The organism is Bradyrhizobium sp. USDA 3397, assembly GCF_054060965.1.
Window position 1 is genome coordinate 1,838,676 of record NZ_JBSSDS010000001.1, and the last position, 19,455, is coordinate 1,858,130.

Annotated in this window: 22 protein-coding genes; 13 read left to right on the forward strand and 9 right to left on the reverse strand. The window is 64.1% G+C overall.

Going from position 1 to position 19,455, the window contains the following annotated elements:
* Window positions 1–4: 4 nt before the first annotated feature.
* The 9 genes from rplJ to ACVWYQ_RS08685 form a co-directional block, all read right to left on the reverse strand.
* Entirely contained in the window at window positions 5–523 is a 519-nt protein-coding gene (gene rplJ, locus ACVWYQ_RS08645; RefSeq protein WP_036010998.1) for a 50S ribosomal protein L10, read from the reverse strand.
* A gap of 582 nt (window positions 524–1,105) precedes the next feature.
* A complete protein-coding gene (locus ACVWYQ_RS08650; RefSeq protein ID WP_456725574.1) occupies window positions 1,106–2,059 on the reverse strand; it encodes a 2-hydroxyacid dehydrogenase in 954 nt (317 codons plus the stop codon).
* Window positions 2,060–2,149: 90 nt separating this feature from the next.
* Window positions 2,150–2,842 carry a 50S ribosomal protein L1 gene (rplA, locus tag ACVWYQ_RS08655; RefSeq protein WP_025037003.1) on the reverse strand — a complete coding sequence of 231 codons (693 nt, stop codon included), beginning with the start codon at window positions 2,840–2,842 and terminating at the stop codon, window positions 2,150–2,152.
* 6 nt (window positions 2,843–2,848) lie between these two features.
* Window positions 2,849–3,277, reverse strand: coding sequence for a 50S ribosomal protein L11 (rplK, locus tag ACVWYQ_RS08660; protein ID WP_011088164.1), 429 nt, complete (start codon window positions 3,275–3,277; stop codon window positions 2,849–2,851).
* Between the two features lie 129 nt (window positions 3,278–3,406).
* Window positions 3,407–3,961, reverse strand: coding sequence for a transcription termination/antitermination protein NusG (gene nusG, locus ACVWYQ_RS08665; RefSeq protein ID WP_018647229.1), 555 nt, complete (start codon window positions 3,959–3,961; stop codon window positions 3,407–3,409).
* Complete coding sequence (secE, locus tag ACVWYQ_RS08670; RefSeq protein WP_007611620.1) at window positions 3,961–4,152, reverse strand: preprotein translocase subunit SecE; 192 nt, start codon at window positions 4,150–4,152, stop codon at window positions 3,961–3,963. Before secE ends, nusG begins: the two co-directional genes overlap by 1 nt.
* A 329-nt stretch (window positions 4,153–4,481) precedes the next feature.
* Window positions 4,482–5,753: a methyltransferase domain-containing protein gene (locus ACVWYQ_RS08675; protein ID WP_456725575.1), complete on the reverse strand. Its 1,272-nt coding sequence runs from the start codon at window positions 5,751–5,753 to the stop codon at window positions 4,482–4,484.
* Window positions 5,754–5,835: 82 nt separating this feature from the next.
* The gene (locus ACVWYQ_RS08680) at window positions 5,836–6,852 is read right to left on the reverse strand and encodes a lysylphosphatidylglycerol synthase transmembrane domain-containing protein (RefSeq protein WP_157280564.1); all 1,017 of its coding nucleotides are present in this window, start codon (window positions 6,850–6,852) and stop codon (window positions 5,836–5,838) included.
* 12 nt (window positions 6,853–6,864) lie between these two features.
* Window positions 6,865–7,452, reverse strand: a complete 588-nt coding sequence (locus tag ACVWYQ_RS08685) for an SIS domain-containing protein (protein WP_246732087.1) — start codon at window positions 7,450–7,452, stop codon at window positions 6,865–6,867.
* 166 nt (window positions 7,453–7,618) lie between these two features.
* Between ACVWYQ_RS08685 and ACVWYQ_RS08690 the strand changes: the two genes are divergently transcribed.
* From ACVWYQ_RS08690 to ACVWYQ_RS08750, 13 genes are all read left to right on the forward strand, one after another.
* Complete coding sequence (locus tag ACVWYQ_RS08690) at window positions 7,619–8,635, forward strand: SDR family oxidoreductase (protein ID WP_271544530.1); 1,017 nt, start codon at window positions 7,619–7,621, stop codon at window positions 8,633–8,635.
* Between the two features lie 87 nt (window positions 8,636–8,722).
* The gene (locus ACVWYQ_RS08695) at window positions 8,723–10,288 is read left to right on the forward strand and encodes a PfkB family carbohydrate kinase (RefSeq protein ID WP_157280567.1); all 1,566 of its coding nucleotides are present in this window, start codon (window positions 8,723–8,725) and stop codon (window positions 10,286–10,288) included.
* Window positions 10,289–10,315: 27 nt separating this feature from the next.
* Window positions 10,316–11,317 (forward strand): NAD-dependent epimerase/dehydratase family protein, encoded by a 1,002-nt coding sequence (locus ACVWYQ_RS08700; RefSeq protein ID WP_271544532.1) that lies wholly within the window; start codon window positions 10,316–10,318, stop codon window positions 11,315–11,317.
* Window positions 11,318–11,322: 5 nt separating this feature from the next.
* Complete coding sequence (locus ACVWYQ_RS08705) at window positions 11,323–11,934, forward strand: HAD family hydrolase (RefSeq protein WP_271544535.1); 612 nt, start codon at window positions 11,323–11,325, stop codon at window positions 11,932–11,934.
* Entirely contained in the window at window positions 11,931–12,968 is a 1,038-nt protein-coding gene (locus tag ACVWYQ_RS08710; RefSeq protein WP_404540283.1) for a phosphotransferase, read from the forward strand. Before ACVWYQ_RS08705 ends, ACVWYQ_RS08710 begins: the two co-directional genes overlap by 4 nt.
* Window positions 12,943–13,791, forward strand: a complete 849-nt coding sequence (locus ACVWYQ_RS08715; RefSeq protein ID WP_082641499.1) for a transketolase — start codon at window positions 12,943–12,945, stop codon at window positions 13,789–13,791. The genes ACVWYQ_RS08710 and ACVWYQ_RS08715 overlap by 26 nt, the downstream gene beginning before the upstream one ends.
* A gap of 10 nt (window positions 13,792–13,801) precedes the next feature.
* Window positions 13,802–14,761 carry a transketolase family protein gene (locus tag ACVWYQ_RS08720; RefSeq protein ID WP_036010951.1) on the forward strand — a complete coding sequence of 320 codons (960 nt, stop codon included), beginning with the start codon at window positions 13,802–13,804 and terminating at the stop codon, window positions 14,759–14,761.
* 8 nt (window positions 14,762–14,769) lie between these two features.
* Window positions 14,770–15,876 (forward strand): DegT/DnrJ/EryC1/StrS family aminotransferase, encoded by a 1,107-nt coding sequence (locus ACVWYQ_RS08725; RefSeq protein ID WP_456725576.1) that lies wholly within the window; start codon window positions 14,770–14,772, stop codon window positions 15,874–15,876.
* Window positions 15,866–16,984 (forward strand): DegT/DnrJ/EryC1/StrS family aminotransferase, encoded by a 1,119-nt coding sequence (locus ACVWYQ_RS08730; protein ID WP_404540279.1) that lies wholly within the window; start codon window positions 15,866–15,868, stop codon window positions 16,982–16,984. Before ACVWYQ_RS08725 ends, ACVWYQ_RS08730 begins: the two co-directional genes overlap by 11 nt.
* A complete protein-coding gene (locus tag ACVWYQ_RS08735; protein WP_025037016.1) occupies window positions 16,981–17,787 on the forward strand; it encodes a sporadic carbohydrate cluster 2OG-Fe(II) oxygenase in 807 nt (268 codons plus the stop codon). Before ACVWYQ_RS08730 ends, ACVWYQ_RS08735 begins: the two co-directional genes overlap by 4 nt.
* Window positions 17,780–18,172, forward strand: coding sequence for an LIC12192 family sporadic carbohydrate cluster protein (locus ACVWYQ_RS08740; protein WP_036027635.1), 393 nt, complete (start codon window positions 17,780–17,782; stop codon window positions 18,170–18,172). Before ACVWYQ_RS08735 ends, ACVWYQ_RS08740 begins: the two co-directional genes overlap by 8 nt.
* A gap of 25 nt (window positions 18,173–18,197) precedes the next feature.
* On the forward strand, window positions 18,198–18,863 hold the full coding sequence (locus tag ACVWYQ_RS08745) for a class I SAM-dependent methyltransferase (RefSeq protein ID WP_271544545.1): 666 nt from the start codon (window positions 18,198–18,200) through the stop codon (window positions 18,861–18,863).
* Window positions 18,841–19,416 (forward strand): WbuC family cupin fold metalloprotein, encoded by a 576-nt coding sequence (locus ACVWYQ_RS08750; protein WP_271544546.1) that lies wholly within the window; start codon window positions 18,841–18,843, stop codon window positions 19,414–19,416. Before ACVWYQ_RS08745 ends, ACVWYQ_RS08750 begins: the two co-directional genes overlap by 23 nt.
* Window positions 19,417–19,455: the final 39 nt, after the last annotated feature.

Consider the following 19,455-nt stretch of genomic DNA (forward strand, 5'->3'; position numbering starts at 1 on the left):
GGCGTCAGGCCGCTTCGCCCTTTGAGGCATGAGCCTGGATGACGCGCGCGAGCTTGCCCGCGGGCGCGTTGGCGAGCTGGGCCAGCTTGGTCGCCGGGGCCACGATGAGGCCGACGATCTTGCCGCGCAGTTCGTCAAGCGACGGCAGCGAGGCAAGCGCCTTCACGCCGTCGACATTCAGGACGGTCTTCCCCATCGATCCGCCGACGATGACGAACTTTTCGTTCGCCTTGGCGAATTCGATGGCGACCTTTGGCGCCGCTACCGGATCGTTCGAAGTCGCGATCACGGTCGGCCCCTTCAGCATGGGGCCGATGGCAACGACGTCAGTGCCTTCAAGAGCAATTTTGGCGAGACGGTTCTTCGAGACCTTCACCGCGGCACCCGCCTGCTTCATCTGCTGGCGCAGCTTCTGCATCTGGGCGACGGTGAGGCCGGAATATTGAGCAACGATCGCGACGCTCGTGGTCTTGAAGACCTCGTTGAGCTGTTCGACCGCTTCTTTTTTTGCCGCTCGTTCCACAGCAAGCTCTCTCCGGTTGGCGGTCATCGCGAGAAGCGGGACCGCCGGGTTGCACCCATCGTCCCGCCCAAACCTGAACCTCCGGGCCAAAAACCCATCGGACACGCCGGGCAAGACGACAATTCAAAGCCTGCCCTCCGGGAGCCCAAGGGCCCACGGCGTGTCGAGGTCCGAACCAGACCCGTTTCGCAAAACCAGCCCTTAAAGCTGGATGCGAAGTGAAATCCGGTCTTCACCCGTCTATGCAGGCCATGCGATTAAGCCGTTGAGGAATCGAAATTCCCCGCGGGCGCCTGCAGTCTTGGACAGGACGAGGTCAGCCGGCGAACCGCCCGACCTCTGCTCGCATCCCTGCCAAAAGACGGATCTTCCTTCCTTTTCGGGCAAATCCTCACGGACGTCCTGAAAAGGAATGATCTCCTGTCGTGTCGGTTTTCGGAATGCGTGCACGAACGCGCCAGCCGAGGCCGGCACGTCCGGAGGCGGTTCTTTAACCGCTCGGAGCCTGCTTGCCAAGAGCAAAATTCACACCAGTTCCAATCGATTGGCGGTTGGGCTTGAGATGGCCCAACAAGGGCCGATTCAGGCTGATTTGACCCGATACGGCAGCGGTTTGCCCTCGAAGAACGCGGTCAGGTTGGCCAGCACGCAGTTCTGCATGGCGATGTGCGAATCCAGGGTGTGGCCGCCGATATGCGGGGCGAACACTACGTTGGGGAGTTCGGTCAGGGCGTCAGGCGCGTGCGGTTCCTTCTCGAAGACGTCGAGGCCCGCCCCCGCGATGGTCTTGTCGGTGAGCGCCGCGACCAGCGCCTTCTCGTCGATGACGGAGCCGCGGGAGATGTTGACGACGTAGCCCTCCGCCCCGAGGCGCCTGAGGATATCGGCGTTGACGACATGCTGGGTCTCGGCCCCTGCCCGCACCGCGATCATCAGGACGCCGCACCAATCGGCGAGCGCCTCCAGAGTCGGAAAGTACTGATAGGGCAGATCGTACCGAGTGCGGCTGAAATAGCCGACCTCGCTCTCGAAAGCAGCACAGCGCGCGGCGATCTTGCGGCCGATCTCACCCATGCCGTAGATGCCGATGCGGCGGCCGGGGATGCCGGCCTGGGGACGCATCATCGGCGACTGTTTCGAGGCCGCCCAATCGCCGCTGCGGACATATTGGTCGGCCACCAAAATCCGCCGGGTCGTCGCCAGCATCAAGGTCATCGCGATGTCGGCGACGGAAGCCGCATTGGCACCGGGGCTGTGACCGACCGCGATGTTCCGGCTGGCCGCCGCCTTCAGGTCGACGCCATCATAGCCAGTCCCATAGCAGACGATGGCGCCGAGATTCGGAAACAGGTCCATCGCCTCCGCACCGAGTGGCGAGCCGCCAGCAGTCAGCAGTGCGCGGATGCCGCCCAGCTCCTCCGCCGGAAACACCTCCCGCACGGGCTTGCCGCCGGTGTCGAGCAGCTCGAACCGCTCGGCGAAGCGCGCCATCATCGACTTGGGAAAGCGCGAGTAGATCAGGACCTTGTCAGCCATTGTTGTTGTTTCCGAAGAGCGCCGCCACAAACGACGAGGGGCGGAATCGGTCACCCGATCCCGCCCCTCGCCTCATGCAATTTCCAAACCTCAGCCGAGAATGGTGCCCGGCTCGACCTTCACGCCCGGGCCCATCGTCGAGGACACCGCAACGCGCTGGATGTAGGTGCCCTTGGAACCGGCCGGCTTCGCCTTGGAGACAGCGTCAGCCAGAGCCTTGATGTTCTCGACCAGCTTCTCCTCGGAGAACGAGGCCTTGCCAACGCCGGCCTGCAGGATGCCGGCCTTCTCGACGCGGAACTCGACCGAGCCGCCCTTGGCGCCCTTCACCGCACCGGTGACGTCCATGGTCACGGTACCGATCTTCGGGTTCGGCATCAGACCGCGCGGGCCCAGCACCTTACCGAGGCGGCCGACCAGCGGCATCATGTCGGGGGTGGCGATACAGCGGTCGAAATCGATCGTGCCGTTCTGCACCTTCTCGACCAGGTCCTCGGCGCCGACGACGTCGGCACCGGCGGCCTTGGCTTCATCGGCCTTGGCGCCGCGGGCGAACACGCCGACGCGGAGCGTACGGCCGGTGCCGTTCGGCAGGGTCACGACACCGCGGACCATCTGGTCGGCGTGACGCGGATCGACCCCGAGATTGATCGCGACCTCGATGGTCTCGTCGAACTTCGCTTTCGCGCGTTCCTTGACCATCTTGATGGCGTCCGCGAGCGGGTAAAGCTTTTCGCGGTCAATGCCTTCGCGGGCTTTGTTCAAACGCTTTCCGATTGCCATGGCCGCTTACCCCGCAACTTCCAGACCCATCGAACGGGCCGAGCCCTCGACCATCTTCATGGCCGATTCGATGGTGTCGCAATTCAAGTCCTTCATCTTCTTTTCGGCGATCTCGCGCACCTGGGCCTTGGTCACCTTGCCGGCCTTGTCACGGCCCGGCGCCTTCGAGCCGGACTGGATCTTTGCAGCCTGCTTGAGGAAGTAGGACATCGGCGGCGTCTTCATCTCGAAGGTGAAGGAACGGTCCGCATAGATGGTGATGATCACCGGGATCGGGGTGTTCTTCTCTTCCTTCTGGGTCTGGGCGTTGAACGCCTTGCAGAACTCCATGATGTTGAGACCGCGCTGACCGAGCGCGGGACCGATCGGGGGCGAGGGATTCGCCGCACCGGCCGGGACCTGAAGCTTCAGGTATCCGGTCACTTTCTTTGCCATGTATCACTCCTGTTGTGCCGGCAGGACCGGCGGTTTCAGGTTCGTGGTCTGGGTGGGATGCGGCTGGCAACCGCCCCTCCCTCCCACGGCCTCTTGTTGCGCGAGACCGAAGCCTCCCGCGTTACCCGATCAGACCTTCTCGACCTGACCGAATTCCAGCTCGACCGGCGTCGCGCGGCCGAAGATCGACACGGCGACCTTCACACGCGAGCGCGCCTCGTCGATTTCCTCGACCACACCCGAGAACGAGGCGAACGGGCCATCGGCCACGCGCACGTTCTCGCCGATCTCGAACGACACCGACGCCTTCGGCCGTTCCACGCCCTCCTGCACCTGGTGCAGGATGCGCATGGCCTCGGCTTCCGAGATCGGCATCGGCTTGTTCTCGGCGCCGAGGAAGCCCGTGACCTTCGGCGTGTTCTTGATCAGATGGAACGCCTCGTCGGTCAGCTTCATCTTCACCAGCACGTAGCCGGGGAAGAACTTGCGCTCGGCGTCGATCTTGCGGCCGCGGCGCACTTCCGTGACCTTCTCGGTTGGAACCAGCACCAGCTCGAACAGCTCCTCGAGCCCGCGCTGCTTGGCCTGCTCGCGGATCGATTCGGCGACCTTCTTCTCGAAGTTCGAATAGGCGTGGACGATGTACCAGCGCTTGTCGGACACTTGAGCGGTTGCTGTTGCCATCAGTGAATGCCCAGGAGGAAGGTGATGAGGTAGCGGATGATCTGATCGGCGGCGAAGAAGAAGATCGAGGCCACGGCGACCATCACGAACACCATGATGGTGGTGATCGTGGTCTCACGGCGGGTCGGCCAGGTGACCTTGGCAGTCTCCGAGCGCACTTCCTGCAAGAACTTGAACGGGCTGACTGCCATCGCTTGAGGTCCAACGTCCGTCGACAGACGCAAATGAATTTCAGGGATCCGAACAGCCGCCGTTGGCTCAGCCCTCTGTCTCGAAGGATGAGCCGGAAACCGGGCTCGATTGTTCGGGGATTTCAAGGCCGCGCCGGAAATCCGCGTCTAACGGGCCGGCTGCGAGTGCGGGGTATCTACTGCGGATGCGGCCAAAGGTCAAGGTATAGAGAGGTCGCGCCAGCAGGCCGCCCTTCCCCGGACGCCCGTGCAGAAGCCATGCGGATCAAGGACTTGTCGACCGCCCGGAACGCGCCATCCCCGGCAAGGCTATCGGGAGCCGGCAGCCGTCAGTCGGCCCGGTCGACCATGGAAATCCCCGGCAGCGGCACCACGAACTTCCCGCCTTCGGCGAAATAGCGGGCGTGCTTGGCCCGGATCGGGTCGACATAGCGCCAGGCGAAGACCACGACGAACGCCGGCTTGCGCTCGTAGAGGGCGGCGGCAGGCGGCAGGATCGGGATGTCATAGCCGGGGCCGGCCATCACCTTCCCCTTGTTGGGATCGTCGTCCACGAGGAAGTCGATCTTGTTCTCCAGGCCGAACTGCGGCAGCAGGGTCGTGGTGCCCACGGAGACGCCATAGCCGGCGACCAGCTGACCGCGCGCATGGGCGGCATCGGCCATCGCGACCAATTCGTCGCGGATGGCGGCGATCCTCTTCACATAGGGCGCGTAATAAGCCGGCTGATCGACACCGAGCCGCTCCTCTTCGGCAACGAAACGCGCGACCTCTGCCGACGGTTTCTTGGCGCCGCCGGCGCGCTGCACGGTCACGCGGATCGAACCGCCCTTGGTCCAGATGTGCTGGACGTCGATCAGCTCCATGCCCAGCCGGGCGAAGAAACGGATCAGCGGCTTGATGTTAAAATACGACAGATGCTCGTGATAGACGGTATCGAGCAGGTTCTTCTCGGTGACGTCGACGCCGTATTGCGTTTCGAAGACGAACAATCCGTCCGGTGCGAGCACGTCGCGAACCCCGATCACCAGCGGATCCAGATTGTCGACATTGGCGATCATGTTGTTGGCGATCACGACGCTCGCCGCGCCATGGCTCTGCAGGATGCGGCGACCAACGGCATCGGTGAAGAAATCGCCGATGGTCTCGATGCCCGCCTCCGTGGCGCGCCGCGCGATGTCGACGGCGGGATCAACACCCAGCACCCGCATCCCCCGCTCCTTGAAGAAGCCGAGCAGCGATCCGTCATTGCTGCCGAGTTCGACCACCAGCGAACCCGGCGCAATGCCGAAACGGCTGACGACGTCGTCGGCATAGGTAGCGAAATGCTCGCGCAAGCCGAGCGAGAGCGAGGTGGTATAGACGTAGTTTCGGTACTGGATCTCCGGATTGCCGACATGGAGGATCTGGAGGTGGCCGCAGTCCCGGCACAGATGCAGCGCCATCGGCACCGCAGCGCGGAAAACGGGATCGTCGACGCTGGCGTTCGGCACCTGGAAGTTCGGCGTGCCGATCGGCATGCCTGCCATCGGGACGACCAGCTCTTGCTTGTCGGAATGACAGAGGCGGCAAGTATTGCGGACGTAGAACAGGTTTTTCATCGTGCAACCGAAGAATGAGATACGCGCGCGAGTGGGATAATCCCACCCTGTGAAGACCAGATCGGCAACGGGCTCAAGCGGGTCATGGGTGGCTCGAGGCCTCGTTGCCCAGCCCGTAGCTGGGCGCGTCCTCCGCTGCCTTGGCCACCTTGTCGGCCGAATACGAGCCGCGCTCCGGACTTGCCAGCCAGATTACGCCACCGACGAGCCCGATGATCACGCTGATGGCGCCCAGCAGGAGCGATACCGACAGCGCCTGCTCGGACGACACACCCGCCAGACCCAGGCAGGCGACCATCGCTCCCTCGCGAACGCCCCAGCCGCTGATCGAGATGGGGACCGCCGTCAACAGCACCACCGGCGGAATCAGGATGCCGGCATCGAGGACAGAGAGCTGCGCTCCGACACCGCGCGCCAAGGTGTAGCAGGCCGCGGCGGTGACGAGATGGATGAGGAGCGCCGATCCGAACAGCAGCGCACGGCGCTCGGACTGCAGGAGCAAAAACCTGACCAGCGTTCCGAACCGCACGAAGCTCGCGATCGCGGGAAGCGCGATGAAGCGTTTCGGCAGACGGTCCAGCGTCAACAGGACCAGCGTACCGGCGACGCCGGCCACCGTCAGTCCGCCGATCGCCAGGATCGCAGCGTGATTCGACACGCGCGACAGCAGAAACGGCAATCCGGCCACCATCAGCACGACCAGTCCGATCAATGCCGTGAAGCGGTCGGCTGCAACGCCCTTGACCGCCTCCGGCCACTGCACGCCGCGTTGGCGCAGTAGCCAGATCCGCACCGCGTCACCGCCGACCGATGACGGCAACACCTGATTGAACCAGAGGCTGGTCATCAGTATCCGCCAGCCGGCGAGCCAATCCAGCGACACGCCGAGCGCGCGCATGATCAGCTCCCACCGGCCGTTGAGCACGAAGGTCTGGACGAAGATCAGCGCAAGCGCGACGACGAACAGGACCGGATCGACCGAGACGAGATGGTCGCGCAGCTGGCGCAGGTCGAGGCCACGCGCGATGTAGACCAGCACGGCGATCGACAGCAGCAGCTTCACCGAAAACAGGGCCGCATGCTTGAATCGCGACTGCATCGGATGCCCGCCTCAGGACGCCGGATATTCCGCGCGACCGATGACGAGGTCGATTGCGGCCATCATCCAGAACTGGTGCGTGGTCTCGACAATGTTGTAGCTGCGGCTGTCGACCCAGAAATTGACGTCGCCGAGATTGCGCAGCGGATTGTCCGCGTTCATGCCCGACAACGTGATCACGTCGAGCTTCATCTTGCGCGCCCGCGCGACCGCGTTGAGGATGTTCTTCGAACGCCCCGACGAGCTGATCGCGACGAGGCAATCGCCGGCGCGCGCGTTCAGCCGCACGGCGTGCGCGATCCAGTCCTCGAACCCATAATCGTTGGCAAGGCACGACATCATGCTCGCATCGCTGAAGCAGAGAGCGGGCACCGACGCATTCTTCGCCAGATCGATCGCCAGATGCGAAGCGATGCCGGCCGACCCGCCGTTGCCGATGAAGATGACGCGACCGCCCTGCTCGCGCGTGCGCAACCAGGACGCGCGCGTCGCGGAGATCCTCGCAAAAATACCGTCGTCGACCGCCGTCGCGCGATGCAGGCGCCCCACGTAATCGTCGAGGAAAGCCTTGTGATCGGGATCGACGGATTCGGCAGGCATGGGCTGACGGCTCGATTGCAACATTACCGGGTGATACCGGCTATTACCAAGGATTGCAAAGGTATAATACTTGCAAAGTTTGCGGGCGGCTGATAGTCGGCTTTTCGGGTTTCACTCAACATTGGCGGGCCTATTGCGCTGGGCATTCGCGTCACGGATGTTCCCCATGAAATGCATTGTTACTGGCGGCGCCGGGTTCATTGGAAGTCACCTCGTCGATCGCCTGCTCGATGACGGCCATGAGGTCATTGCGCTCGATAATTTCGTGATCGGACGCGCTGAAAACCTCGCCGCACGCGCCGGTTCGAGCCAGTTGAAGGTCGTGCGGGCTGACGTCACCGACCTCGACGCGATCAAACCGTATTTCCACGGGGTGGATTGGGTCTTCCATCTCGCCGCGCTGGCGGACATCGTACCCTCGATCGAATCACCGATCCCCTATCATCGCGCCAATGTCGATGGCACGGTCAACGTTCTCGAAGCGGCGCGGCACGCGGGCGCCAGCCGCTTCATCTATGCGGCTTCCTCCTCCTGCTACGGCATTCCGGATGTCTATCCCACGCCGGAGAGTGCCGAGATCCGGCCGATGTATCCCTACGCGCTCACCAAGAATCTCGGCGAGCAATGCGTCATGCACTGGTGCCAGGTCTACAAGCTGCCTGCCGTGGCGCTGCGCCTGTTCAACGTGTTCGGACCGCGCCATCGCACCACCGGCACCTACGGGGCCGTGTTCGGCGTGTTCATGGCACAGAAGCTCGCGGGCAAGCCCTTCACGGTGGTCGGCGACGGCGAGCAGACGCGCGACTTCACCTTCGTCAGCGACGTCGCCGACGCCTTCGTGACCGCTGCGCGCTCCGACGTCTCGCACGAGATCTTCAATGTCGGCTCGGACAACACCTACAGCGTGAACCGCCTGGTCGAGCTTCTCGGCGGCGACAAGGTCCACATTCCCAAGCGCCCGGGCGAGCCCGACTGCACCTACGCCGACATCAGCAAGATCAAGCGGGTCCTGAAATGGGCGCCGAAGGTGAAGTTCGAGGACGGCGTCGCGACGATGTTGAAGTCGATGGACCAGTACAAGGACGCTCCGCTCTGGACGGTGGACAAGATCGCCGACGCCACCAAGGACTGGTTCAAATATCTCGGTGACGACAAGGTCGCCCCGCAGAAGGCAAGCCGTTGAGCAGATTCGTTCACCCCCCAATTTTGCCGCCAGCCGATCACGTCCGGGCCGGCCAACTGAGACCGTCCGGCGCCTTGGGTCATTCACATGGGTAATGCTGCGACAGACAGGCCGGCCGGCCATCCGGCACCGCACGAGAAGATCAAGACGATCGAGGAGCTCGGCGAGATTGTGCGCGCCGCGCAGGCTGAGGGCCTGACCGTTGCGCTCTGCCACGGCGTGTTCGATCTGGTGCATCTCGGTCACGTCCGGCACATCCTGGCAGCCCGCAACGAGGCCGACGTCGTCGTGGTGACCATCACTGCGGACCGTTACGTCAACAAGGGCCCGGGACGGCCGATCTTTCCGGAGAACATGCGCGCCGAGATGCTGGCCGCGCTCGGCACGGTCGACTGGGTCGGCATCAATCAGACCTCCAGCGCCGAGCCGGTCCTCGATACCGTGCGCCCCGACATCTACGTGAAGGGCTCGGACTACGAGAATCCCGAGGATGACGTGACCGGCAAGATCGCGGTGGAGCGCGAGGCGGTCGAGCGTCACGGCGGGCGCATCGTCTTCACGCGGGACGTGACGTTCAGCTCGTCGTCGCTGCTGAACCGCTATTTCGACATCTACGATCCCCCGCTGCGCGACTACCTCCAGAAGGTGCGCGATGGAGGCGGCGCCGAACGGCTGCTGAAGCTGATCGACAAGATCCAGGACATGCACGTCGTGCTGGTCGGCGACACCATCATCGACGAATACCAATACGTCACGGCGCTCGGGAAGGCCTCCAAGGAGAACATCGTCGCGACCCTGCTCAAGAACGGCGAGCAGTTTGCCGGCGGCGTCATTGCCGCGGCCAATCACGTCGCAAGCTTCTGCAAATCTGTCGAGATCGTCACGACGCTGGGTGGCAACGACTACCCCGAAGAGTTCATCCGCGCGCATATCCGCCCGAACGTCACGCTCACGCCGATCCGCGTTCAGAGCCGTCCGACCACCCGCAAGCTGCGGTACGTCGAGATGGGCTACCTGCACAAGCTGTTCGAAGTCTACACGATGGACGACACGCCGCTCGACGAGGCCGCGCGCACGGAGATCGACCGCGTCACCGCCGAGCGCGTCCGCGGGGCCGACGTCGTCATCGTCACCGATTTCGGTCACGGCATGATCGCATCCAGCACGATCGACGCCTTGATCGCGAATTCCAAGTTCCTGGCCGTCAACGCCCAGAGCAACAGCGGCAACCACGGCTACAACCTGATCACGAAGTATCCGCGGGCCGACTACATCTGCATCGACGCACCGGAAGCGCGCCTGGCCGCCACCGACAAGTTCAACGACATCGCATCGGTGATCGAGGGCGGCCTGCATCGCAAGATCGATTGCGATAACATGATCATCACGCACGGCTCCTTCGGCTGCTACCCCTTCTCGTCGAAGACCGGCGTTGCGCGCGTCCCTGCTTTCACCAAGACCGTCGTCGACACCGTCGGTGCGGGCGATGCCTTCCTGACAATCACGGCGCCGCTGGTGGCGGCCGGCGGCAACATCGAGGACGTCGCCTTCATCGGCAATGCGGCGGGCGCGATCAAGGTTGGCATCGTCGGTCACCGCAACTCGGTCGAGAAGGCGCCGCTGGTCAAGTTCGTCACCGCGTTGTTGAAGTAGCGCGATCGAAGAATCCGGAGAACGACAGTGATTGATCGGAAATGGAATGTGATGGTTACCGGTGGCGCCGGCTACGTCGGCAGCGTGCTGGTTCCGCAATTGCTTGCCGCGGGCCACAAGGTCACCGTGCTCGACTTGTTCATGTATGGCCAGGACGTCTTCGATGCCGTTCGTGACAATCCGAACCTCCGCCTGATCAAGGGCGACATCCGCGATGAGGCCGCGGTCAACGAGGCCCTGCGCGGCAACAACGCGGTGATCCACCTCGCCTGCATCTCCAACGATCCCTCGTTCGAGCTGGACCCGGCACTCGGCAAGTCCATCAACTACGACTGCTTCCGTCCGATGGTGCGCGCCGCGAAGAAGGCGGGTATCAAGCGCTTCATCTACGCCTCCTCCTCGAGCGTCTACGGCATCAAGGATGAGGCCGAGGTGACCGAGGAGCTGTCCTGCGAGCCGCTCACCGACTACTCCAAGTTCAAGGCGATGTGCGAGACCGATCTTGCCGACGAGGCCGCGTCCGGCTTCGTCACCTGCACGGTTCGCCCCGCCACCGTCTGCGGCTACGCTCCGCGGCAGCGGCTCGACGTCGTCGTCAACATCCTGACCAATCTGGCCGTCAACACCGGCCGCATCCGCGTGTTCGGCGGAACGCAGAAGCGGCCCAATCTGCACATCCAGGACATGACGGCGGCCTATCTGTTTCTGCTGCAGCAGGATGATGCGAAGATCGACGGCAAGACCTACAACATCGGCTACGAAAACCACTCGCTGATGAAGATCGCCGACATCGTCAAATCGGTGGTCGGCAACAATGTCGACGTGGCCGTCGAGCCGACCGACGATCTCCGCTCCTACCACGTCTCGTCGGAGAAGATCCGCCGCGAGCTCGGCTTTGCGCCGACGCACACGATCGAGCAGGCCGTGTCCGGCCTCGTGGACGCCTTCAGGGCGGGCCGCCTGCCGAACTCGCTCAACGATCCCAGGTATTTCAACATCAAGATGATGCAGAACATCAGCCTGAAGTGAGCGGCGTGCGGATCGGCATCGATTTCGACAACACGATCATCTGCTACGACAAGGTCTTTGCCGCCGCCGCGCGCCAGCGCGGGCTGGTGCCGGAGGGCTGGGACGGGCTGAAGACCGACGTGCGGGATTTCTTGCGATCCCGCGCCGGCGGCGAGCTTGCCTGGCAGGGGCTGCAGGGCTTCGTCTACGGCAAGGGAATCGGCGGCGCCGAGATCAACCCTGGCGTCCGCGAGTTCCTTGCCGCGTGCCGAAAGGCCGGCGCGAGCGTCCATATCGTCAGCCACAAGACGCAGTTCGGCCATCAGGATCCCGATCGGGTCGACTTGCGCGAGGCTGCGCGTGGCTGGCTGAAGAGCGCGGGCCTCATCGACACCGCCGACGCGGCGATCTCGGCGGGCAATGTCCATTTCGAGGACACGCTGGCGGCCAAGGTCGAGCGGCTGGCAAGCCTACAGCTCGACATCTTTATTGACGATCTCGTCGACGTCTTCGAGCAGCCGCATTTTCCGAAGGCGACGCGATCGATCCTGTTCACGCAGTCGCAGCCGCCGTATCCGGCGCATTGCGAGCCGCTCGCGACCTGGGCCGATATCCACCGCGGAGTGTTCGGGGCATGAGCCAGCCGGACCTCAGCGTACAGGATGCGGTCTCGATCGGCAGCCGCCTCTCCGGGGCGCGGGTCGCGGCGGCGCAACCGGCGCGGGCCGGCGGCAACAACCGGGTGTTTCGGCTGGAGATGGCGGAAGGCCCGCCCCTCGCCCTCAAGCACTACCCGTCCGACGGGCGCGATCGGCTGGGACAGGAGTATGACGCGCTCTCGTTTCTCTCGCGCCACGGCATCAATGCGACGCCGCGGCCGATCGCAAAAGATCCGGCCGCGTTCTGTGCGCTGTATCAATGGTTAGACGGTGAACCCGCGGTCCTGCATCCGCAGCCCGACGACGCCGACCAGTTGGCCGATTTCCTGATCGAGCTGCAAAAGCTGTACGACGCTGAAGGCGCACAGACTCTGCGGAATGCGTCAGCCAGCATCTTCTCGGCCGAGGCGGCCATCGCCCAGTACGAGCAACGCCTCGACGACCTGAGGCGGGCTTCGGATGATCATCCGCACTTGCGCGCGTTCATGGACGGCAGCCTTGTTCCCACCGCTGCCGTCGCGATCCGGCAACTCCGGCGGCGCTATGCGGAACGGGGCCTGGATCCCGCCGCGGACCTTGCGCCCGCCCAACGTGCATTGAGCCCGTCGGATTGCGGACTGCACAACGCACTGCGCACCGACGACGGCAAATTGCGCTTCATCGACTTCGAGTATTTCGGCTGGGACGACCCGGTCAAGCTCGTGTCCGACACCGCGATTCACCCCGGCAGCGGTCTGCCCGTGGCCGATGCGAACCGATTGATCGAGCGGCTCTCGCGCGCCTTCGCGGCTGGGGATGACGCGTTTGCGGTCCGCCTTGACGTACTGTATCCTGTGTTCGGGGCGATTTGGTGCCTGATTGTCCTGAATGCCTATTTGCCGGAAAGCCGCTCCCGGCGTGCCCTGGCTGCGCAAGGTGGCGATCTGACGGTCCGCCTTGCCGGCCAGCTCGACAAAGCCCGTCGGCTCCACCAAACGATTTGCCAACGTGATCCAGATCTCACCCCACGCTGAAGCTGCTCTCACCTGCACGCTGGACGAGCGGAGCCTCTATTTGCGCCGCCTGGTCCTCGGTTCGGTCCGCTCCGCAGGACGCGGCCATGTCGGGCCTGCCCTGTCGCTGATCGAGATGGTCCGCGTGCTCTACGACGACGTGCTGCGGATCGACCCGAAGAACCCGGGCGATCCCGATCGCGACCGCGCCATCCTCAGCAAGGGACACGGATGTCTGGCGCTCTATGCGCTATTGGCCGACCGCGGCTTCTTCCCGCTGTCGGAGCTGGACGGCTTTTGCGGTCCCGACAGCATTCTGGGCGGGCATCCCGAATACGGCATGGTGCCCGGCGTCGAGGCCTCGACCGGCGCGCTCGGACATGGCCTCTCGATCGGCGTCGGCCTTGCGCTCGCCGCCCGCATGCGCGAGCGCAGCTACCGCACCTTCGTGCTGCTCGGCGACGGCGAGATCAACGAGGGATCGGTGTGGGAAGCGGCGATGGGCGCGACCAAGCACGGCCTCGACAACCTCGTCGCGCTGATCGATTACAACAAGCTGCAGAGCTACGGCCCCACCGACTACGTGCTGCCGCTGGAGCCGCTCGCGGACAAGTGGCGCAGCTTCGGCTTCGCGGTGCAGGAGGTCAACGGCCACGACGTCGGCGCACTGCGCATGGTCCTGAAGCAGCTCCCGGCCGTTGCCGGCAAGCCCACCGCCATCATCTGCCATACCGTCAAGGGCAAGGGTCTTCCGGCTGCGGAATCCAATGCCGATTGGCATCACAAGAACAAACTGACCGACAGCGAGCTCGACGCCATTCGCGTCGCCGTCGGCGATTTTTGATCGGCTCCCCATGCGCAACACCGCGATGAACATGGTCCACAAGCTCGCCGCGCGCGACGAGCGTGTGCTTTACATCGGCTCCGATCCGGGTGCCGGCACGCTGCGCGCGATGAGCAAGGAGTTTCCCAAGCGCCACCTGATCGAGGGCATCTCGGAAGCGCATATCATCGGCATGTCGGCCGGTCTCGCGATGGAGGGCTTCGTGCCTTACGTCAACACCATCGCGACCTTCCTCACCCGCCGCTGCTACGAGCAGGTCGCGGTCGATCTCTGCCTGCACAATCTGCCGGTACGGCTGATCGCCAATGGCGGCGGCCTTGTCTACGCGCCGCTCGGTCCCACGCACCAGGCGATCGAGGACATCGCCATCATGCGGGCGCTACCCAACATGACGGTGATCTGCCCGTGCGACGCCGACGAGGCCGCGCGCATGATGGAGCAGACGCTGGATTGGAAGGGCCCGATCTACATCCGGCTCGGCAAGGGCGGCGATGCCATCGTGTCCAAGGCCGAGCACGGCTTTGAGATCGGCAAAGCCATCCTGATGCGGCCGCCCGGCGACGTCCTCATGGTGACCACCGGCATCATGCTCCAGCGCGCCCTCGCCGCAGCCGACCTGCTGGCCGCGCAAGGCATTCGCGCCGGCATCCTGCACATGCATACCGTGAAACCGCTCGATACCGCAGCGCTGCTGCAGGCTATCCGCGGCACCAGGCTCGTGGCAACGCTGGAGGAGCACGTGCCCTCCGGCGGCCTCGGCAGCGCGGTCGCGGAGGCGCTGATCGACAAGCTCGGCTCCGGTTTCCCTGCGATGCTGCGGCTGTCGCTGCCCGACCGCTTCATGCACAATTACGGCTCGCAGGACTCGCTGCTGAAGAAGCACGGGCTCTCCGCCGGCGCCATTGCGACCTCGATCGAGCATGCGCTCGCGGCGTCGCACACCCCCTCACCTCAACTTCATTCCACCTGACGGGTCACATGTACGACGTTCGATATTCCTATCTGCTCGAGCAATTCGCGGATCCCGCACCGATCCTCGCCGAGATCGGCCGGCTGGTTGCGACCGGTGCCTTCACCCTTGGCAAGCCCGTCGCCGAATTCGAGAAACGCTTCGCCGAATTGATCGGCGTCCGTCATGCCATCGGCGTCGGATCCGGCACCGACGCGCTCAAGCTGCCGCTCAAGGCGCTCGGCATCGGTCATGGCGACGAGGTTATCACCGCCGCGAACACCTTCATCGCCACGGTCGGCGCGATCGCGGAAACCGGCGCGACGCCCGTCCTGGTCGATTGCGACGATTCCTTCTGCATGAACGTGGACCAAGTCGAGGCTGCCATCACCGAGAAGACCAAGGCGATCATGCCGGTCCAGTTGACCGGCGAGGTCACCGACATGGGCAAGCTGATGCCGATCGCGCAGCGCCACAACCTGCCGGTGGTCGAGGACGCCTGCCAGGGCATCCTGTCGGAGTTTGCGGGAAAACGCTCCGGCACCCACGGCATCGCGGCCGGCTTCTCGCTGCATCCGCTCAAGAACCTCAACGTCTGGGGCGATGCCGGCGTCGTCGTCACCAATGACGACGGCATGAACGAAAAGCTCCGCCTGATCCGCAACCACGGCATGAAGAACCGCGACGAGATCGCGATCCTCGGCTGCAACTCGCGGCTCGATTCCTTGCAGGCCGTGGTCGGCAACTGGCTGATCGGCCAGACCAGCGAGATCACGCGCCGCAGAATCGAAAATGCGGCCTATTACGACGCGGGTCTCGCCGGCCTGCCCGGCCTGCGCGTCCCGCCGCGCCGTCCCAACGTGAAGCACGTCTACCATCTCTACATGGTGTTCGCCGAACGTCGCGACGAGCTCTACAAATATTGCCTGGACAACGGCATCGAGGCCAAGATCCACTATCCCATCCCGCTGTACCAGCAGGAAGGCCTGAAGCATCTCGGCTACGCGCCGGGCACGTTCCCGGTCACCGACCGCCACGCCAAGGAAGTCATCAGCTTCCCGGTCGACCAGCACCTGACGCGCGCCCAGCAGGACCGCGTCATCGAGACCGTCAGGAAGTTCTGCCATGGACGCTGACACCGGCCGCCGGCGCATCGGCTACGTCAATCTTCCCGCGCAGTTCGAGGAAGAGCGCACCGAGATCCTGCAGGCGGTCGAGGGCGTGTTTTCCCGCGGCGACTTCATCGGCGGCGCCGCGGTTGGAAAGCTCGAAGAAGAATTGTCCGCGTATCTCGGCTCACCGCATGTCGTGACGCTGAATTCGGGCACCGACGCGCTGATCCTCGCCATGCGGGCTCTCGACATCGGTCCCGGCGACGAGGTGATCACGCCGCCAAATTCGTTCGTGGCATCGACCGCCGCGATCATCGCGGTCGGCGCCACGCCGGTGTTTGCGGACGTGCTGCCGGACCAGAACATCGACCCGGCCGCGGTCGAGGCCGCCGTCACGCCGCGGACCAAGGCGATCATGCCGGTGCATCTGACCGGACGCATGGCCGACATGGCTCCGCTGATGGCGATCGCTGCCAAGCACGCGCTCGCCGTGATCGAGGACAGCGCCCAGGCGGTCGGTTCGACCTATGACGGCCGGATGAGCGGCACCATCGGCACCTTCGGCTGCTTCTCCGCCCACCCCTTGAAGAATCTCAATGCCGCCGGAGATGCCGGCTTCCTCGTCACTGCCGACGCCGAGCTTGCCGCAAGAATCCGACGGCTGCGCAATCACGGCCTGATCAACCGCAGCGACGTCCGGGAATGGGGGATCGTGTCGCGGCTCGACACGCTCCAGGCCGAGGTGCTGCGCATCCGCCTGCGCCACCTTCCTTCCGTGATCGAACGCCGGCGGCGCAACGCCGCGCAATACCGCGCCGAGCTCGCCGGGCTGCCCCTGTTCATTCCGCCCTGCAGGAACATCGAGTTCAACACCTTCCACACTTTCGTGGTGCAGACTGAGCGTCGCAACGACTTCCAGAAATATCTTGCCGACAAAGGCATCGAGACCGCAATCCATTATCCGGTCCCGATCCACCTGCAGCCGGCAGCGGCGCATCTCGGCCATGGCCGCGGCGCTTTCCCGGTAACGGAACGGCAGGCGGACCAGATCCTCACGCTTCCCATCAACCAGTTCCTGTCGGCCGCCGACATCAGCTATATTTGCGCGACCGCCCGGGAGTATTTTGCATGACGGACACGGACTTCCTGCACGCCGACGAGCAGGCGCTGGCGCAGCGATTCATCGACGATGGCTTCGTCACCACCCCGGCCGACGATCGCGCCGGGCTCGACCGGATCCAGCGTCGTGCCGCCGAGCTCGCGGCCGACTACCTGAAGCTGCCGCACAGCAACGATCCCTACGCGATGCTCGACACCATCCACACGCGGGTGAGCGTGGATGATCTCAACGGATTGCGGCTGCACGTCTTCAACGGCCTCAACGCCGAGCCCTGGTTCCGCCCGACCTATTTCCGCCTGGCGCGCTCGACGATCGAGACCATCGTCGGCAACGAGCTCTGCATGCAGCGCCGCGTCAATCTTAGCATCCAGCTTCCCGGCGACAGCTCTTCGCTGCTCGCCACCCATTCCGACGTCTGGTCGGGCGACTCGCCGTTCGAGGTCGTGGTGTGGGTGCCCCTGGTCGATGTCCACCGCACCAAGTCGATGTATCTGCTGCCGCCGTCCCTGAACGGCGAGATGCAGGACCGGATGGCGGCCTTGCGCAGCGCCGAAGAGCTCTACAAGACCATCAAGCCGCACGCGACCTTCATCGAGATTCCCTACGGTCACGTCATGCTGTTCAACCAGACCCTGATGCACGGCAATCGCGTCAACGAGGAAGCCGGCACGCGCTGGAGCATGAACTGCCGCTTCAAGAGCATTATGTCGCCCTACGCAGACAAGCGCTTCGGCGAGTTCTTCGAGCCGATCCTGCTGCGCCCCGCAACCCGGGTCGGGATGCAATACAAGCTGCCGGGAGGCTTCCATGGCTGAACGAGCCGGCCACCGCGGCTATATCGGCGCCAGGCCGCTGAACGGCAGCCGCACCCCTCAGCACGTCCAGAACATCGTGATCCGCGACTATGCGCGGCGCAAGAACCTGCACTATCTGTTGAGCGCCGCCGAGCACACCATGCCCGGCAGCTACATGGTGCTGGAAGACATCCTGGACGAGCTGCCGCAGCTGCGTGGGCTGATCCTCTACAGCATTTTCATGCTGCCGCCCGACGAGGCTCGGCGGCGGCAGATCTACGACCGCGTGCTGCGCGAGGGCTGCGATCTCCATGCAGCGGTCGAGGAGATCACGCTGGCGTCTCAGAAGGACATCCAGGCCGTCGAGGACATCCTGCTCGTCAACAAGTTCGCAACCATCCTGTGACGATGCCGCGGAGCAGTTGGGCCCCATGACCGAGATCAACCTGCTCCAGCCGATGCACGCATCGACGAGGCGGGACTACGTCCAGCGCGTGGTCGAGCACGACAAGGCGGAATCCGCCACCGTGGCGCGGCAATGGGGACGCGACTATTGGGACGGCGACCGGCGCTACGGCTACGGCGGCTATCGCTATGACGGACGGTGGCGCCCGCTCGCCCAGACCCTGATCGATCGCTACGGCATCAAGCCGGGCATGAGCGTGCTCGACGTCGGCTGCGGCAAGGGCTACCTGCTCTACGAGTTCACTCAGCTCGTCCCCGACCTCAGGATCGCCGGCATCGACATCTCCGAGTATGGCATCGCCAACGCCAAGGAGGAGGTGCGGCCGCATTTGAAGGTCGGCAGCGCCGTCGAGCTCCCCTACCCCGACCACAGCTTCGACCTCGTCGTCTCGCTCGGCGTGCTGCACAACCTTCCGCTCCAGGACGTGTTCCGCGCGGTACCTGAAATCGAGCGGGTCGGACGCGGCACCTCGAAATATCTGATGGTCGAATCCTTCCGCAACGAGCGCGAGAAGGCCAATCTGCTTTACTGGCAGCTCACCTGCCTGAGCTTCCACGGTCCGCAAACATGGGCCTGGATCTACGACAAATGCGGGTATCGGGGCGACCATGGGTTCATCTTCTTCGAATGAGGCAGGCCTGCACCGGCCGACCTCGTTGCGCGCGCAAAATCCGGAAGTGTACTATTCGGACGACGCCATCGTCACCGCGGATGACGCCACGATCGCGGAGTTGAAACGCATCGCCGCCGGCAACCCGCGCCTGCGCAGCCGGCTGTGCACGCATCCCGATCCCTCGTCCGGACTGCACGAGATGCTGATCGTGCACCATCGCGAAGCCTATGTGCGGCCGCACAAGCACCTTGGCAAACCTGAATCGTTCCACGTGATCGAGGGGACCGCGCAGGTCGTGATCTTCGAGGACGACGGCCGCATACGCGAGGTGCTCGAGATGGCGCCTTACGGTCAGGGCAGGCGCTGCTATTATCGCATGCCGGAACAGGTCTTCCACTCGATCCTGATCACCTCGGAATGGCTGGTATTTCACGAAACCACCGCCGGCCCGTTCGATCCTTCGCGCACCGAATTTCCCGATTGGGCGCCTGATGGCAGCGACGCTGCCGCGGTGCAGGACTACGTGACGAGAATTGGTACGCTCGCCGCGGAGCATCTGGCGAGAAAATAGACTTCGATTGCTGTCGCTGATCGACGATCCGTGAATGAT